Below are 16802 nucleotides of genomic sequence, written 5' to 3' on the forward strand. Positions count from 1 at the left end.
TGGAAATCCGCCAGCCGGACGGGCGCGAGGAGGGCGCCCCGGCGCGTCGTGAGATGTCGCACGGAGATGGTCGCACGGGAGATCGGAAAAACGCGGAAACGGCCGGAAGGGCCGATTCCAACGGGGGAAAGTGCGCGGGTGTCGAGGTCGAAAACCACGGTAACCGAATGCGTTGCCCGGCCTTTCGTCTGTTGCTGATCCAGCGCAGATTCGCGGCGCTCGAATCCCTAGAGTGGCGGGCTCCAGCAGTACCCCCCTCCGCGTCATCCATGTTCCGTTTCCCCTGGTCTTCCGCAGCCGTCACGGCCGCAGCCGCCGCGCTGAGCGCCTGTGGCGGCGGAGGAGGCGACAGCAGCGCGCCGGCCTCCGCGGCGGGTTCGCCGTCGCCGGCTCCCGGTCCGTCCCCCACCCCCGCTCCCCCGCCTGGTTCCACCCCCGCGCCGGCACCGGGACCCTCGACCGACACCGGCGGCGCCTCCGCGCCAGCGCCGGCCGCGGGCGCCGTCCCGCTGCCGCTGCCGAGCGACGCACAGGCCGCGCGCTTCCTGGCGCAGGCGGGTTTCGCCGCGTCGGAAGCCGACATCGCCTCGGTGAAGTCGATCGGCTACGGCGCGTGGCTGGACCTGCAGTTCCTGGCGCCGCGCACCGAGTCCCATTGGGACTGGGTGGTGCGCAACGGCTTCGCGGCCGAGGACTACAAGTACTACTACTACAACGGCTTCTACAACACGGTCTGGCGCAAGTTCATCGGCTCACCGGACCAACTGCGCCAGCGCATGGTGCTGGCGCTGTCGGAGATCTTCGTCGTCTCGGCGCTGGGTTTCGACATCCCCTGGCGCACGATGTGCCTGACGGCCTATGCCGATGTGCTGGAGGACAACGCCTTCGGCACCTTCCGCGGCCTGTTGGAGGCGGTGGCCCTGTCGCCCGCGATGGGCAGCTACCTCGCGATGCGCGGCAGCAGGAAGGAAGACGCCGCCACCGGCCGCCAGCCCGACGAGAACTTCGCGCGCGAGGTCATGCAGCTCTTCACCATCGGGCTGGTGCAGCTCAACCTGGACGGCACCGCGCAGACCCGCGGCGGTCGGCCGGTGGAGACCTACAACCAGGCCACCGTGACGCAGATGGCGCGCGCCTTCACCGGCTGGGAGTTCGACACGACGAGCCCCGGCGGCGCCGATTGCAGCTTCATGCGCCGCCCGATGAAGCACAACGCGGCCAACTTCTCGGGCGGCGCCAAGACGGTGCTGGGCACCACGATCCCGGCCGGTGCCGACGGCCCGACCGCGTTGCGCCAGGCGCTGGACGTGCTGGCGAACCATCCGAACGTCGGGCCGTTCTTCGGCCGGCAACTGATCCAGCGCTTCGTCTGCTCCAACCCGAGCCCGGCCTACGTGCAGCGCGTCGCGCAGGCCTTCAACGACAACGGCCAGGGCGTGCGCGGCGACCTGAAGGCGGTGCTGCGCGCGGTGCTGCTGGACGTCGAGGCGCGGCTGCCCGGCGGCGGCGCCAACTCCGGCAAGCTGCGCGAGCCGGTGCTGCGTTTCGTGCAGGTGGCGCGCAACATCCAGCTGACGTCGGCGGGCCAGTGGGGCATCTACGAGACCACCGACATGGAGAAACGGCTCGGGCAGAGCCCGTTCTTCAGCCCGTCGGTCTTCAACTTCTACCGGCCCGGCTACGTGCCGCCGAATTCGGGGATGGCGGCGGCCGGCGTCACCGCGCCGGAGTTCCAGCTGCTCAACGAGGTGACGGTCACCGGCTACCTCAACTTCATGCAGACGGTGCTGACGAGCGGGCAGGGCGACGCGACGCCGAACTACGCGGCCGACCTCGCGCTGGTCGCCGACCCGCGCGCGATGGTGGCGCGCCAGGCGCTGCTGCTGGCGGGCGACGGCATCTCCGACGCGACGCAGCAGCGCATCGTGGCGGCGGTCTCGTCGATCGCGGCGACCACCGACGCCGGCAGGCTCAACCGTGTCCGCGCCGGCTGGATGCTGCTGCTGGCCTGTCCCGAATACCAAGTGCAGAAGTAACCGGAGTCGCTCCGTGGCCCACGTGTCCCACCTCTCCGCGCTGCATCGGCGCGAGTTCCTCAAGCGCGCCTCGGCGCTGTCCGTCGTCGGTGGCGCCGCGCCCTGGGCGCTGCAACTGGCCGCCATCAACGACGCCGCCGCCGCGACGACCGGCGGCGACTACAAGGCGCTGGTCTGCGTGTTCCTGTACGGCGGCAACGACCATGGCAACACGTTGATCCCGTACGACGCGGCCAGCCACCAGGCCTATGCCGCCATCCGTCCGTCGCTGGCGATCGCGCGGGACGCGCTGGCGGCGACGGCGCTGTCGCCCACGGCGGCGCTGCCGGACGGCCGGCAGATGGCGCTGGCGCCCGCGCTGGCGGCGATCAAGCCGGCGTTCGACGCCGGCCGGCTGGGCGTGATGCTCAACATCGGCACGCTGCTGGCGCCGACGACGCTGGCGCAGTACAAGGCCGGCAGCGCGGCGCTGCCGCCCAAGCTGTTCTCCCACAACGACCAGCAGAGCCTGTGGCAGGCCTCGAACGTCGAGGGCGCCACCACCGGCTGGGGCGGCCGCATGGCCGACATGATGATGGCGGGCAATGCCCGCTCGGCGCTCACCTGCATCAACGTGTCGGGCAACGCGGTGTACCTGGCGGGCAGCTCGGCTTTCCAGTACCAGATGGGCGTCAGCGGCAAGCAGCCCATCGCCGGCATCAACGGCGCGCTGTTCGGGTCGCCGGCCTGCGCCGGCCTGCTCAAGTCGCTGGTCAGCGAGGAGCGCTCCCATGCGATGGAGGCCGAGCTCAACCGCGTCACCGCGCGCTCGATCGACCTGCAGGCGACGTTGTCCACCGCGCTGTCCGGCGGGGCCTCGATGACGACGGCCTTCGGCGCCGACAGCCTGTCGCTGCAGCTCAAGATGGTGGCGCGCATGATCGCGGCGCGCTCGTCGCTGGGCGCGGCCCGCCAGGTGTTCTTCGTGTCGATGGGGGGCTTCGATCTGCACGACGGCCTGACGACGCGCCATCCGCAGCTGATGGCGCAACTGGGCGGTGCGCTGGGCAGCTTCGACGCGGCGATGCAGGAGCTGGGCATGTCCGACAAGGTCACCGCCTTCACCGCGTCGGACTTCGGCCGCACGCTCAGCTCCAACGGCGACGGCTCCGACCATGGCTGGGGCTCGCATCACTTCGTGATGGGCGGCGCCGTCAAGGGCGGGCGCTTCTACGGCACGGCGCCGTCGGTCAGCGTCAACGGCCCCGACGACGTCGGCCAGGGCCGCCTGCTGCCGACCACTGGGGTGGACCAGTTGGCGTCGACGCTGGCGTTGTGGATGGGCGTGCCGGCCAGTGAGCTGCGCACCGTGTTGCCCAACATCGGCAACTTCGGCGCGAGCGATCTGGGATTCCTGGGCTGACCGCGCCGGCGCGCGACCGCTTCTGGTGCGTTTTCGGCAAGGACGTGCGGCGCTCGCGGCGCTCCCGGTATATCGGCGCCCAACCCGACATGCGCGTCCCCCCAGCCCTAGGGGGACGTGTCGCGCAAACTCCGCTACGCAAGCGGGGAGCGTTCTCCTAACATCGCTCCGTGTGCCCGTACACCGTCAGCGGCGACAGACCGGAGCGGCAGGCACCGCGTTCCACACACGCCTGAACAGGGAGGCCGACATGGATGGAATGCTGGGGAGGACCCCGGAGTTGGGTCGGCTCGCGTCTTATCGCGGGCCGGAGCGCCGGCGTGGATCGCCGGATCGATGGTGGCGGCAGGCGCTGGAGGAGATCGACCTGGGGGTCTGTCTCGTCACCGGCGTGGGACAGCTGCTCTATGCCAACAGCACCGCGCGCGCGCAGCTCGACGAGATGTCGCCGCTGCAGTTGCTCGACGGCGCGCTGGTCGCGCCGCAGCGCGTCGACCAGCAGCGGCTGGAGCAGGCGCTGACCGACGTGCAGCGCGGGCTGCGGCATCTGATCTGCCTGGGACGAGGGCCGATGCGCCTGTCGCTGTCCGTGCTGCCGCTGCCCGAGGGGCAGGGGCGGCCGGGCCAGGCCTTGCTGGTGCTGGGCAAGCGCAACCTCTGCGGCGAGTTGCCCATGCTCGCCTTCGCCCGCGAGCATCAATTGACCGCCGCGGAGCGCCAGGTGCTGCAGGCGCTGTGCGCCGGCCTGCAGCCGCAGGAGATCGCGCAGCGCAACGGCGTGGCCATCTCGACCGTGCGCACGCAGATCGCGAGCGTGCGCGCCAAGACGGCCACCGAGAGCATCCGCGACCTGGTCGCGATGGTGGCACAACTGCCGCCGATGCAGGGCGTGCTGCGGGCGATGGAGTACCGCTGAGCGCCGCGCGCCGCGCCGCTCAGGCGCGGTGCGGGGCGAGCGTCTGGCTGAACAACGCGGTGCCGTCGAGGTCCTTCAGCGTGACCGTCATCGCGCGGGTCTTCGCGTCGATGTCGACCTGTCCGAAGAACTGCGTGCCGGAGGCCGGCGCCGCGTTGGCGACGCCCGGCCCCTTCTGGTAGACGACCTGCATGCCGAAGGTGCCGTCGGCCTTGTTGGGGCCGAAGCCGCCGGCGTGCAGCGGACCCGAGACGAATTCCCAGAACGGCAGGAAGTCGGTGTGCCTGGCGCGGGCCGGATCGAAGTGATGGGCGGCGGTGTAGTGCACGTCGGCGGTGAGCCAGACGATGTTGTGCAGCCGGGCGCGCTTGATCTCGGTGAGCAGCCGGGCGATTTCGAGCTCGCGGCCGCGCGGCGGACCGTCGTCGCCGTTGGCGATGGCCTCCCACTTGTCGCGGCCCTCGGCGTCCTTGCCGTCGCCGACGTGCAGGCCGATCGGCATGTCCGCGGCGATCACCTTCCACACCGCCGTCGAGCGCTTCAGTCCGTCGAGCAGCCAGGCGATCTGCGGTCGGCCCATGAAGGCGCTGTCGGCGTTCTCCTCGGTCTGCAGGTTGGCGCTGTTGGGGCCGCGGTAGCTGCGCATGTCGACGACGAACACGTCCAGCAGCGGGCCCTGCGGCAGGTGGCGGTAGATGCGTTCACCCTCCGCGTCGCCGAAGCGGCGCATCGGCGCGTACTCCTGGAAGGCGCGGGTGGCGCGGGCCACCAGCAGCGGGACGTTCTTCTCGGTGTAGCGGGCGTCGCCGCCGAGGTCCTTGCTGCCGGAGTAGTTGTTGGTGACCTCGTGGTCATCCCACTGCCAGATCTGCGGGATCTCCGCCGACATGCGGCGGATGTTGGCGTCCATCAGGTTGTAGCGATACCGGCCGCGGTACTCGTCCAGCGTCTCGGCGACCTTGCTGGTCTGCTCGGTGACGACGTTGCGCCAGATCGACCCGTCGGCCAGCTTGACCTCGGGGAGGATGGGGCTGTCGGCGTAGATGGTGTCGCCGCTGTGGAGGAAGAAGTCGGGGTTCACGCGGCGGATCTGCTCGTAGATCTTCATGCCACCCCAGGCCTCGTTGATGCCCCAGCCCTGGCCGGCGGTGTCGCCGCTCCAGACGAAGCGGACATCGCGCGACACCTTGGATCCCGCGGCCCGCGGCAGGCGCAGGTGGCCGGGCACGGGCTCGGACATCACGCGCTCGTTGCGCAGGTCCTGGAGGATGACGCGGTAGAAGATCTCCTGGCCCGCGGGCAGGCCGCGCAGATCGACGCGGCCGGTGAAGTCGGAGTCTTCGAGCAGGTGTGGCCCGCGCACCCGCTGCGCGTTGGCGAAGCTGGCGGTGGTGGCCCACTCCAGCCACAGTCGCGAGGGCCGATCGCCGCGGGTCCACACGATCGCGCCGTCGGCGAGCGGGTCGCCGCTCTGGATGCCGTGAGGCATCTGCGGCCGCATCGCGTCGCGCGTGATCACGCCGGGCGCCTGCGCATGCGAGCCATGCGGCGCCAGCAGCGACGCGCCGCCCAGAAAGGCGCTGGCGTGGAGGAAGCGGCGGCGGTCCATGCGGGGCTCCGGTGGGGTGACGAAGCGCAGGATCCTGCCGGCGGCGTGTGACCGACCCGTGACGACAGGTGCCTCGCGGTTGCATTTGACCTCTTGTCAGAAACAACAACAGGGCCCTCGGCCCTGTTGTCCTTGACGCATCGCAACGACGCCTGCGCGGCGCTCACCGACGATGCGGTCTTCCCCGCTTGAGCGCCAGCAGGCACAGCAGCGCGATCAGGGTGAACAGGGCGCCGCTCCAGATCTCGTAGGGCAGACCGAGCAGCGTGTACGCGGATGCTTCGCTGCAGGAGGCGGTGACCATGAAGACGCTCGGGAACTTCGCTTCCAGATCCAGCGCGCCCAGCACGCGGTCGGCGAAGGTCATGTCGCAGCTGGCCAGCTTGGAGGCGACCTCGTGCTGGTAACCCGCCGCCACCAGTCCGGCCACGCCCAGCGCCGCCGTCAGCAGCAGCGCCAGCACGCGCGCGAAGCCGACGCGCTGCAGCACCCAGCCCAGCGCGCCCACCGCCGCGATCAGCAGGAAGATGCCGCGCTGCATCACGCACCACGGGCACGGCTTGATGCCGAACTGGTACTGCGCCACCAGCGCCGCCGCCACGCCGGCAAGCGACACCAGCGCGCTGAACGCCAGCACGCGGGAGGCGGTCAGCGCGCGCATCAGTCGGCGATCTCGGCGATCAGCTCGATCTCGACGCAGGACCCGGTCGGGATCTGCGCCACGCCGAAGGCGCTGCGCGCGTGCGCGCCGACGTCGGCGCCGAAGACTTCGCCGAACAGTTCCGACGCGCCGTTGGTCACGAGGTGCTGTTCGGTGAAATCGCCGGTGCTGTTGACCAGGCTCATCAGCTTGACGATGCGCTTGACCTTGTTCAGGTCGCCGACGGCCGCGTGCAGCGTGCCCATCAGGTCGATCGCGATCGAGCGTGCCGCGGCCTTGCCGGTCGCCGTGTCCGTGTCCTTGCCGAGCTGGCCGACCCAGGGCTTGCCGTCCTTCTTCGCGATATGACCGGACAGGAACACCAGGTTGCCGGTGCGGACGAAGGGCACGTAGGCCGCGGCGGGCACGGCCACGGGCGGCAGGGTGATGCCGAGTTGCTGGAGGCGGTCGTAGACGGAAGCGCTCATGGGGGTCTGCACGGTAGTGAAAAAAGTCGTCGCGAATCCTACACCCCGGCTTGGCGCTGGACGCTCGGCCCCTTGACGGCCCTGCTGGGCATGGGGGCGGTCCACACGCTGCCTGTCCTGCCGGCGCGCGCGGGGTGGTGGGCCTGGTCGGCGGCGACCGTGCTCGTCGTGATGTCCATCGCGTTCGTCGGCGCGTGCCGCCGCCATTGGGCGGCGTGGGCGGCGGTCGCCGGCCTGATCGGCTTCGGACAAACCGCGTGGCGCGCCGAGCTGCGCATGGTCGAGGTCCTGCCCGCGGCGCTCGAGGGCCAGGTCTTGACCATGACCGGCCGGATCGGCAGCCTGCCGCAACGCTCGGCGGGCATGGGCGGCGTGGAGGGCTGGCGATTCGTGCTCGACGTGGATGTCGGCGCGGCGCCGCTGCCGCTGCCGCTGCGCATTCTGCTGTCCTGCTACCAGATGCCTTCGGCGCCTCGCGCGGGCGAGCGCTGGCGGCTGGACGTCAAGCTGCGCCGCCCGCGCGGCCTCGTGAACCCGCACGGCTTCGACCAGGCGCTATGGATGCTGGAGCAGGACCTGCCGGCCGCCGGGAGTTGTCGTGCGCACGGGCAACGGCGGCTGGACGAGGGCGGGATCGGCATCACGGCGCTGAGGCAGACCTTGCGCGACGCCATCGACCGCCATGTGCGCGATGCTCGCGGCGCCGGCGTGCTGACGGCGTTGAGCCTGGGCGACCAGGGCGCCGTGGGCGCCGCCGACTGGGCGCTGTACCGCGATACCGGCGTGGCCCATCTGCTCAGCGTCAGCGGCCTGCACGTGACCATGTTCGCGTGGCTGGCCGGTGCCGCGACCGGATGGGCGTGGCGGCGCACTGGCGGCCTGTGCCTGCGATGGCCGGCGCCGCGCGCGGCGATGTGGGTCGGCGTGGCGGCGGCGGGCCTGTACACGTTGTTCTCCGGCTGGGGCGTTCCGGCGCAGCGAACCTTCGGCCTGCTGCTGATCCTGGCGTTGTTGCGGCAGTGCGGCGCGCGTTGGCCCTGGACCTTGAGCCTGGCGGTGGCGGCCGCCGTCGTCTGCCTGGTCGATCCGTGGGCACTTGTGCAGCCGGGCTTCTGGCTGTCGTTCTGCGCGGTGGCGTTGCTGATGGCGGCGGACCAGCCCGCTGCGCCCGGCTGGCGCGGCGCGCTGCGGGGGGCGTGGCGCACGCAGTGGCTGGTGACGCTGGGCCTGGCGCCGCTGACGCTGCTGCTGTTCCAGCAGGTCTCGGTCGTGGGCCTGCTCGCGAACGCCGTGGCGATCCCGCTCGTGACCTACGCGATCACGCCGCTGGCGATGCTCGGCACGGCGTGGTCACCGTTGTGGACGGTCGGGTCATGGCTGGTGGCCGCGTTGAACACGGTGCTGGAGGCGCTCAGGGACTGGCCCCTCGCCGTGTGGCATCTGCCCTGGGCGCCGCCCTGGGCCCAGGCGTTGGGGCTCGTGGGCGGCGTGGCCGCCGCGATGCCCTGGCCCTGGCGCCCGCGTCTGGCAGGACTGGCGCTGTGCCTGCCGATGCTATGGCCGGTCGTCGAGCGCCCGATGCCGGGGCATGTGGAACTCTGGCTGCCCGATGTCGGGCAGGGCGGCGCGGCGATCCTGCGCACGCATCGCCACACGATGGTCTACGACACGGGGCCGCGCTGGGGCCCGGGCTCCGACGCCGCGCAGCGCGTGCTGCTGCCGCTGCTGCGGGGATGGGGCGAGCGGCGCCTGGACCTGCTGATGGTCAGCCACGCGGATCAGGACCATGCCGGCGGCACCGGCAGCCTGCTCAGGGGAATGCCGGTGGCGGCGCGGCTCGGCGCCGTGCCGGCGGGCCGGCCGTGCGTGCGCGGACAGGCTTGGGAGTGGGACGGCGTGCGATTCGAGGTGCTCGCGCCCGCCGAAGGAGAAGGCGGCGAGGTCAAGCGCAACGCCGCCTCCTGCGTGCTGCGCGTCGAGGCGAACGGCCGCCGCGTGCTGCTGACCGGCGACATCGAGGCGCCTCAGGAGGCGCGTCTGCTGCGGCGCGACGGCGTGGAGGGCTTGCGGGCCGAGGTGATCGTCGTGCCGCACCATGGCAGCCGGACGTCCTCGTCGACGCCGTTCGTGCAGGCCGTCGCGCCACGGGTGGCGGTGGTGCAGTCGGGGTACCTGAATCGCTTCGGGCACCCGAGGCCGGAGGTCGTGGCGCGGTACCGCGCGGCGGGCGCGGCGCTGCTGAACACCGTCGACTGCGGCGCCTGGCGTTGGCGCAGCGATCGCGAGGAGGCGCCCTCGGCCGGCTGCGAGCAGGGGCGCCGTCGGCGGTACTGGACCACCGCGTCGTCCTTGTCGAGGGAAGACGCCGGTCAGGCCGAGAACGAGGATCCCGCCGGCTCGACGTGGATGAGTCCCGCGCGTTGATGCCAGGTGCCGCGATCAGGCCGTGAAGACGAGCGAGATCTGCTCCGGCTCGCGCATCCGGCGCGCGGCGGGCCGGGCCGCCGGCTCGGTCGCCTTCAGGTGGTCGACGAGGAAACGCGCCGTCTCCGGCGACCGGCTCATCTCCTGCGCGATGACCGCTTCCACCTCGAAGGGGCGCACGTCCATCGCCGCGCACAGGCGAAGGAACGCCGCCTCGGCTTCCAGGTAATGCCGCTCGACGCTCAGCTTGCGCGAGAACAGCCGGATCACCTGGCCGACGCGCAGCAGGTGCGTGTCGAGGATGGCCACGTCGTCCGCGGCGGACCAGTTGCGCACGATGCCGGAGGCGGTCTTGGGGCCCAGGCCGGGCAGCGTCATCAACCAGTTCCGCCATTCCTGCCCCGAGTCGAAGTCGGGCGCCGACAGCAGCGCCGGCATCACCGCCGCGAGCTGGCCGGCCTTCTGCGCCGCGAAGCGGAACAGCAGCGGCCGGCCGTTGATGTCCAGCGGCTCGCTCAGCCAGGCGGACAGCGCGGCCGCGTCGACCCCCGGTTGCACGAAGGCGCCTCGCTCGCGCACACGCGCGAACGCGGCCAGTCCGACCGCGGCGGGAATGCCCGGGCCGCCCAGCAGCGAGGCGCCCACCTCCTCCGCCAGCGTGCGGCCGGAGGCGACCGCGGCGGAGTGCGCCAGCCGATGGGCCAGGGCTTGCCGGGTCCAGTAGGCCGGGGTCGGGAATTCGTCGAGGGCGCCCCAGCGGACGCCGGTCAGGAGCTCTTGGTCGGGATTCGGAAGTTCGCGCTGAAGGGTGCCGGTGCGCGTGACGATGGCGACGATCTGGGTCATGGAGCGGGAGAGGCGGCGCCCGACAGGGCGCCTGGGTAAGCGGTGTGCAGCCATTGGGCGAACGCCGCGCGTTCGGTGGGATCCATGGCGTGGACACGGTCCTGGAGGCGTTCGAAGCGCCGTCTGTTGGTTTGTCGATCGCGGAAGTTGTCTCCGCGATGGCGGGGGTCGTGAAGCACCGTCGGCGGCTCGAAGTTGAACCACAGCGTTTCCGTGCGGACGTCGGTGTGGGTCTTGGCCTGGAAGCTCGTCGTCCGCCACCCCGACAGCAGCGCGTCGTAAAGCGGATGCGCGTAGCCGGAGAGGATGACCCGGCACGGCAGTCCGGCCAGGATGCCCAGCAGGACCTCGTGGTCGTGGCGCTCGTAGTCGTGCCGGTAGACGCGCGCCTGGCGGCGCGTGTCCGGGTGATAGGGCGGGTCGACATAGACCAGCTCATCACCCTGGAACGCGTGACGCGACAGGAAGTCCTCCGCGCGGCCATGCACCAGCTCGACTTCCGGCAACGTCGATGCGGATGCCGTCCATCGCTGGATGACCCGCGCGTCGGCGTCGATCGCGATGGATCGAGCCGCGGGTCGCTTGTGGCGGAGCACGGCGCCGCCGCCCAGATGGGTCTCGATGTAGACCCGATGCGGAGGCATCAGGTTGATGACGTGCTGGAACGTCTTGCCCTTGCCGCCTGGATACTTCATGCGCCGAATCATCGTCAGAAGTGACGATGATGTCAAGCCGGCGTTAGCGCGGTGCGTGTCCCGGTGCGAGGCGTGGAAACGCCCGCGGGCGCGCGCCGGTCCCTGACGCGGCGCGGCCGGCCTGATCGGCGATGCGGGCCGTGAGCGACTGGCAACCCGGGTATGCGCGGGGTGCCGATCAGCACGGGAGCGGGGGTATCGGCGTCGTGTATGGTTCGGCCCTTCTTCTTTTGGTTAGGGCAGGAGTCCTGCGAATGAAACGATTGATCTGGGCCGCGATGGCCCTGGGCGCCGTGGGCGCTCAAGCGCATGAAGGCATGTGGATGCCGCAGCAACTGCCCCAGGTGGCCAAGGACATGAAGGCCGCCGGCCTGAAGATCGATCCGGCCCGGCTGTCGCAGCCGCTGGGTTATCCGATGGGCGCCGTGGTCAGCCTGGGCGGCTGCACCGCGTCCTTCGTCTCGCCGCAGGGCCTGGTGGTCACCAACCATCACTGCGCGTTCGGCAGCCTGCAATACAACTCGACGCCGCAGAAGGACCTGATCAAGAACGGCTTCCTCGCCGCCACGCTGGCCGACGAGCTGCCGGCGTCGCCGGGCAGCCGCATCCTGGTGACGGTCGCGCTGACCGACGTCACCGCCAAGGTGCTCGACGCCAAGACGGCCGCGCTGCAGGGCAAGGCCCGCGTCGACGCGATCGAGGCCAACCAGAAATCGCTGGTCGCCGCCTGCGAGAAGGATGCCGGCCATCGCTGCAACGTGAGCGCGTTCTACGGCGGCCTGAACTACCAGCTGATCAAGCAGCTGGAGATCCGCGACGTGCGCCTGGTCCACGGCCCGGCCGAGGGCGTCGGCGTGTTCGGCGGAGACACCGACAACTGGATGTGGCCGCGCCACACCGGCGACTACAGCTTCTACCGCGCCTATGTCGGCCCGGACGGCAAGCCGGCCGATTTCAGCCCGGACAACAAGCCGTACCAGCCGCAGCACTTCCTGAAGCTGGCCAGCGCGCCGCTGAACGAGGGCGACTTCGTGGCCGTGGCCGGCTACCCGGGCCGTACCAATCGCCATCGCCTGCCGAAGGAAGTGGACTTCGCGTTCTCGTGGGACTTCCCGCATCGCGTCAAGGCCATGGGCGAGCAGCTCGACCTGATCAAGGAAGCGACCGCCGGTCGCCGCGATGCCGAGATCAAGGTGGCCAACACGGTGGCCGGCGTCAACAACTACTACAAGAACTACCAGGGCCAGATGGCCAGCTACGCCGGTAGCGACATCCTCGCGCGCAAGCAGGCGGCCTTCGACGCGATGAAGGCCTGGGTGAACGCCGACGCGAAGCGTCGCGACCAGTACGGCGCCGCGCTTGTCGAGGTGGAACGCCTGATCGTGGAGCGCCAGGCCAATGTGCGCCGCGAGTTCCTGCTGAGCTACGCGACGCCGAGCCTGATCAAGAGCGCCAGTGACCTGTACGAGCAGGCGCTGCAACGCAAGAAGCCCGATGCCGAACGCAAGGCCGGTTATCAGGACCGCGATCAGCTGCGCCGCAAGCAGGCCGTGGAGACGGTGGATCGTCGCTTCGACGAGATCACCGAGAAGAGGGTCGTCAGCCACTTCCTGACGCAATACCTGGCACTGCCGGCCGACCAACTGAACGCCGCTTTCGTGAATGCGCTGGGCGTGCGCGCCGGCATGGATGCGGCGGCGGTGACCGCGCGCGTCGACGCGCTGTATGCCGGCACGAAGCTGACCGACAAGGCCGAGCGCACCGCCTGGCTGACGCGCGACGCGGGCGCCTTCGAGTCCAGCGGCGATACGCTGGTCAAGGCCGCCGTGGCGCTGCGCGCCGACGAGGAAGCGCGCGAGAACCGTGACAAGGAACTGGCTGGCCGCATCCAGCAGGCCTACGCCGCGACCATGCAGGCGGAGATCGACTTCAAGGCCAGCCGTGGCCAGCCGGTCTATCCGGACGCGAACGGCACGCTGCGCGTGGCCTTCGGCCAGGTCAAGGGCCGCACGCCGGGGGTCGACGGCACGACGTGGACCCCGTTCACGACGCTGCGCGGCATCGTCGCCAAGCACACCGGCACGGGCGAGTTCAACGCGCCCGCCGAGCAACTGGCGGCGATCAAGGCGCGCCAGTTCGACAAGTACGGCGTGAAGGCGCTGGACTCGGTGCCGGTCAACTTCCTGGCGACGCTGGACACGACGGGCGGCAACTCCGGCTCGCCGGTGCTGAACGGCAAGGGTGAACTGGTCGGCCTGCTGTTCGACGGCACGCTGGACGCGGTGATCTCGGACTGGGACTTCAACGACGACATGAATCGCAGCATCTGCCTGGATGCGCGCTACATGCTGTGGCAGATGAAGGTCGTCGACAAGGCCGACCGTCTGCTGAAGGAAATGAACGCGCTGTGATCGACTGATCACGCTGAGCGCCGACGGCTGCCGCGACTGGCGCCGTCGATGTCATCGACGCCCCGCTTTGTGCGGGGCGTTGTCGTTTTTGGGGCGCCGACTCATGTGTGTCATTGCATGAGCATGGATCCTCGGCGATGGCCTTCTTCTCATCGGCCGGCATGTGTTTATGGGCTAGATGGACGCACAAACAGGTGGGATCGGACGCGAAGTATTCACCCGTGTAAGCAATGGTTCGCTAGGCGGCATCTATTCAGACTCCCTCTGTCTATTTGCAGTGAACCATCATGAACACATCATCCATTGCCTCGAAGAAGTCTTCCGTGTCGCGAGTCGTTCCGACGGCGCAGGGGCAGGCAGTGTCCGCTTCGGCCCAAACCGCCCGTCGTGCATTGCGGCGAGACGGCGTTGACGAGGACCTCGAGAATCCGGGACCTCAGGAGCAACAAGACAGCGCGGTGCAGACGAATGCGGAACCGGCGGCGAATGCCGAGGAAGCCACCGTAGGCAATGACTTGCCGCAGGCCGCGAACGTTGGAACCTCGGATCTTGGCGCCGGTGTCGGCAATGACGCGATTGGCCTGGGTGCGCAGGCATCAGGCGCGACAGGCGCGACAGGTGTGGCGGGGGTGGCGGGGGGGGCCGGCGTGGGTTGGGTCGCTCCGGTGGTGGGTGGGCTGGGGCTGGCCGGGGCCGCAGCCGCGGCGACTGGTGGCGCGTCCAGGAAGGACTCCTCGAAGCCCGTTGACGCAGACATCGACAACGTCACGAAGGATACGCACGTCGACGCTCCAACCGGCAAGACCGATGGCGACACCCCGGGGCTCATCAACAAGAATGGCTCGGTGAAGGTCGGCGGCATCGAGCCCGACGCGAAGTGGGACTACAGCCTGGATGGCGGCAAGACCTGGACACCGGGCAACGCAGACGCCATCGGCGCGAACGACCTCGACGAAGGCAAGAACACCATCATCCTTCGTCAGACCGACAAGGCCGGCAATGTGGCGACCGCGACGATCGAGGTGACGAAGGATACGCAGGTCGAAGCGCCGACGTGCAGCACCGACGGGGATACCCCTGGCGTCATCAACAAGAATGGCTCGGTGACGGTCGGCGGCATCGAGTCCGACGCGAAGTGGGACTTCAGCCTGAACGGTGGCAAGACCTGGACGCCGGGCAGCGGCGATCGCATCGGCGCAGGCGATCTCGACGAGGGCATGAACGCCTTGACCATTCGCCAGACCGACAAGGCCGGGAACGTCGCGACCGCGATGTTCGATGTCGTGAAGGACACGCAGGTCAACGCGCCGACAGTATCTATCGACAGTGTGGTGCCGGGGGTCGTCAACAAGGACGGCAAGGTGACGGTGGGTGGGATTGAACCGGGCGCAAAGTGGGACTACAGCCTGGACGGCGGCCGGACGTGGACGCAAGGCGTCGGTGGGACCATTCCGACCGCGGTGCTCGATGAAGGCGACAACAGCCTCCATGTCCGTCAGACGGATCAAGCTGGGAACGTCGCCGCCGACGTCGTCCACGTCAGGAAGGACACGCAGATCGAGACGCTGAGCGCCACGACGTCGACGGGTGCTGCGATCAACAACGAGGGCTCCGTGATCGTGGCGGGTGTCGAAGCCGGTGCGCACTGGGAGTACAGCCTCGACAGCGGAGCGTCGTGGATGCCAGGCTACGGCCGCAGCATCTCCGCCGGCGTCTTCGGCGGCGATGGCGACAAGAGCGTGCTGGTCCGGCAGACCGACGCCGCGGGCAACATCAGCGCCGCGGCCTCCTTCACCTTCACGCTGGACACCACGGCGCCGGCTGCACCTTCCGTGTCCTTGGTCAACGACTCCGGTTTCAGCAACGTCGACAAGATCACCAGGGACGCCACGCTGAATGTTGCTGGTCTGGAGACCGGCGCCAGCTGGGAGTACAGCCAGGACGATGGCGCGACCTGGGTCAATGGCTCAGACTCTTTCATCTCCGCCAGCGTTCTCATCGGCGATGGCATCAAGAGCATCCTGGTCCGTCAGACCGACGTCGCGGGCAACACCAGCGCCGCGGCTTCCATCACCTTCACGCTGGATACCGCGGCGGCGGCGGCGCCTGCCGTGTCCTTGACCAATGATTCCGGTTTCAGCCACGCCGATCAGGTCACCAGTGACGCCGCGCTGACCATTTCCGGTCTGGAGGCCGGTACGTCCTGGGAATACAGCCTGGACAATGGCGTGACCTGGAACACCGGCTCTGGTTCCTCGATCCCTGCCAGGGTCTTCATCGGTGATGGCGACAAGAGCGTCCAGGTTCGCCAGACCGATGCGGCCGGCAACGCCAGCGCCGTTTCCACCTTCACCTTCACGCTGGACACGGCAGCGCCTGCGCCGCCTTCCGTCTCGCTGACCAACGATTCCGGCTCCAGCAACTCCGACAAGGTCACCAGTGACGCCGCGCTGAGCGTTTCCGGTCTGGAGACTGGCGCCACATGGGAGTACAGCGCGGACGGCAGTCACTGGACCATTGGCTCCGGCAGCAGCATTCCGGCCAGCGCCTTTGACGGCGATGGCAGCAAGCGCATTCAGGTCCGTCAGACCGATGCGGCAGGCAACACGAGTACCGCGTCCAGCGTTGTCTTCACCCTGGATACCGCAGCCCCTGCAGCACCTTCTGTCTTCCTGACCAGCAGCAACGACACGCTCACCAAGGACGCCGCGCTGAGCGTTTCCGGTCTGGAGACTGGCGCAGTCTGGGAGTACAGCCTGAATGGCGGCACGACCTGGATCTTCGGTTCCGGATCCACCATCCCCGCCAGTGCCTTCAGCGGTGATGGCGACAAGAGTGTTCAAGTCCGGCAGACCGATGTCGCGGGCAACACCAGTGATGCCTCCACCTTTACCTTCACGCTGGACACCGCGGCCCCTGCCGCACCTTCGGTGTCCTTGACCCACGACTCTGGCTCCAGCAACTTCGACAAGGTCACCAAGGACGCATCGCTGAGCGTCTCCGGTCTGGAGACGGGGGCGACCTGGGCTTACAGCCTGGACAGCGGCACGACCTGGATTGATGGCTCAGGTTCCTCCATCCCTGCCAGTGTCTTCAGCGGTGACGGCGAAAAAAGCGTCCAGGTCCGCCAGACCGATCCGACGGGCAACACCAGTGCCGTGGCTTCCTTCACCTTCACGCTGGACACCGCAGCGCCGGCGGCACCTTCGATGTCCTTGACCAACGACGCTGGCTCCAGCAACTCCGACAAGGTCACCAAGGACGCCACGCTGAGCATCTCCGGTCTGGAGACGGGTGCGACCTGGGAGTACAGCTCAGACGGTAGCCGCTGGACG

General features: G+C 69.4%; 11 protein-coding genes. 6 read left to right on the plus strand and 5 right to left on the minus strand.

The features are described from left to right. Positions 1-269: 269 nt before the first annotated feature. The 3 genes from CDN99_RS10640 (at position 270) to CDN99_RS10650 (ending at position 4354) form a co-directional block, all read left to right on the plus strand. Entirely contained in the window at positions 270-2036 is a 1767-nt protein-coding gene (locus CDN99_RS10640) for a DUF1800 domain-containing protein (protein ID WP_238139459.1), read from the plus strand. A gap of 13 nt (positions 2037-2049) precedes the next feature. Beyond that, the gene (locus tag CDN99_RS10645) at positions 2050-3438 is read left to right on the plus strand and encodes a DUF1501 domain-containing protein (RefSeq protein WP_375134430.1); all 1389 of its coding nucleotides are present in this window, start codon (positions 2050-2052) and stop codon (positions 3436-3438) included. Between the two features lie 250 nt (positions 3439-3688). After that, a complete protein-coding gene (locus tag CDN99_RS10650; protein WP_088384812.1) occupies positions 3689-4354 on the plus strand; it encodes a helix-turn-helix transcriptional regulator in 666 nt (221 codons plus the stop codon). A gap of 19 nt (positions 4355-4373) precedes the next feature. Here CDN99_RS10650 and CDN99_RS10655 read toward each other — a convergent pair whose 3' ends face one another. The 3 genes from CDN99_RS10655 to CDN99_RS10665 form a co-directional block, all read right to left on the minus strand. After that, positions 4374-5963, minus strand: a complete 1590-nt coding sequence (locus tag CDN99_RS10655; RefSeq protein ID WP_088384813.1) for an alkaline phosphatase D family protein — start codon at positions 5961-5963, stop codon at positions 4374-4376. Positions 5964-6126: 163 nt separating this feature from the next. Then, positions 6127-6624 carry a disulfide bond formation protein B gene (locus tag CDN99_RS10660; protein ID WP_088384814.1) on the minus strand — a complete coding sequence of 166 codons (498 nt, stop codon included), beginning with the start codon at positions 6622-6624 and terminating at the stop codon, positions 6127-6129. Further along, positions 6624-7091, minus strand: coding sequence for a RidA family protein (locus tag CDN99_RS10665; protein WP_088384815.1), 468 nt, complete (start codon positions 7089-7091; stop codon positions 6624-6626). The genes CDN99_RS10660 and CDN99_RS10665 overlap by 1 nt, the downstream gene beginning before the upstream one ends. Before the next feature lie 72 nt (positions 7092-7163). Between CDN99_RS10665 and CDN99_RS10670 the strand changes: the two genes are divergently transcribed. Beyond that, positions 7164-9515 carry a DNA internalization-related competence protein ComEC/Rec2 gene (locus CDN99_RS10670; RefSeq protein WP_088384816.1) on the plus strand — a complete coding sequence of 784 codons (2352 nt, stop codon included), beginning with the start codon at positions 7164-7166 and terminating at the stop codon, positions 9513-9515. 15 nt (positions 9516-9530) lie between these two features. On the opposite strand, the gene CDN99_RS10675 is transcribed toward CDN99_RS10670, so the two are convergent. Continuing rightward, the gene (locus CDN99_RS10675) at positions 9531-10361 is read right to left on the minus strand and encodes an 8-oxoguanine DNA glycosylase (protein WP_088384817.1); all 831 of its coding nucleotides are present in this window, start codon (positions 10359-10361) and stop codon (positions 9531-9533) included. After that, positions 10358-11056, minus strand: coding sequence for a DNA adenine methylase (locus tag CDN99_RS10680; protein WP_088384818.1), 699 nt, complete (start codon positions 11054-11056; stop codon positions 10358-10360). Before CDN99_RS10680 ends, CDN99_RS10675 begins: the two co-directional genes overlap by 4 nt. Before the next feature lie 254 nt (positions 11057-11310). On the opposite strand from CDN99_RS10680, the gene CDN99_RS10685 reads away from it, so the two are divergent. Both CDN99_RS10685 and CDN99_RS10690 read left to right on the plus strand, forming a co-directional pair. After that, positions 11311-13467: a S46 family peptidase gene (locus tag CDN99_RS10685; protein WP_088384819.1), complete on the plus strand. Its 2157-nt coding sequence runs from the start codon at positions 11311-11313 to the stop codon at positions 13465-13467. Between the two features lie 287 nt (positions 13468-13754). After that, positions 13755-16802 (plus strand): Ig-like domain-containing protein (locus tag CDN99_RS10690; protein WP_238139460.1); only part of this gene is annotated, 3048 nt, incomplete at its 3' end.

It is taken from the genome of Roseateles aquatilis (assembly GCF_002205645.1).
Taxonomy (GTDB): Bacteria; Pseudomonadota; Gammaproteobacteria; order Burkholderiales; family Burkholderiaceae_C; genus Roseateles; species Roseateles aquatilis.

Bases quoted from the DNA above. Each gene is read 5' to 3' on its own strand.
- CDN99_RS10640 (WP_238139459.1), top strand. From the start codon at position 270: ATGTTCCGTTTCCCCTGGTCTTCCGCAGCCGTCACGGCCGCAGCCGCC.
- CDN99_RS10650 (WP_088384812.1), top strand. From the start codon at position 3,689: ATGGATGGAATGCTGGGGAGGACCCCGGAGTTGGGTCGGCTCGCGTCT.
- CDN99_RS10655 (WP_088384813.1), bottom strand. From the start codon at position 5,963: ATGGACCGCCGCCGCTTCCTCCACGCCAGCGCCTTTCTGGGCGGCGCG.
- CDN99_RS10660 (WP_088384814.1), bottom strand. From the start codon at position 6,624: ATGCGCGCGCTGACCGCCTCCCGCGTGCTGGCGTTCAGCGCGCTGGTG.
- CDN99_RS10665 (WP_088384815.1), bottom strand. From the start codon at position 7,091: ATGAGCGCTTCCGTCTACGACCGCCTCCAGCAACTCGGCATCACCCTG.
- CDN99_RS10675 (WP_088384817.1), bottom strand. From the start codon at position 10,361: ATGACCCAGATCGTCGCCATCGTCACGCGCACCGGCACCCTTCAGCGC.
- CDN99_RS10680 (WP_088384818.1), bottom strand. From the start codon at position 11,056: ATGAAGTATCCAGGCGGCAAGGGCAAGACGTTCCAGCACGTCATCAAC.
- CDN99_RS10685 (WP_088384819.1), top strand. From the start codon at position 11,311: ATGAAACGATTGATCTGGGCCGCGATGGCCCTGGGCGCCGTGGGCGCT.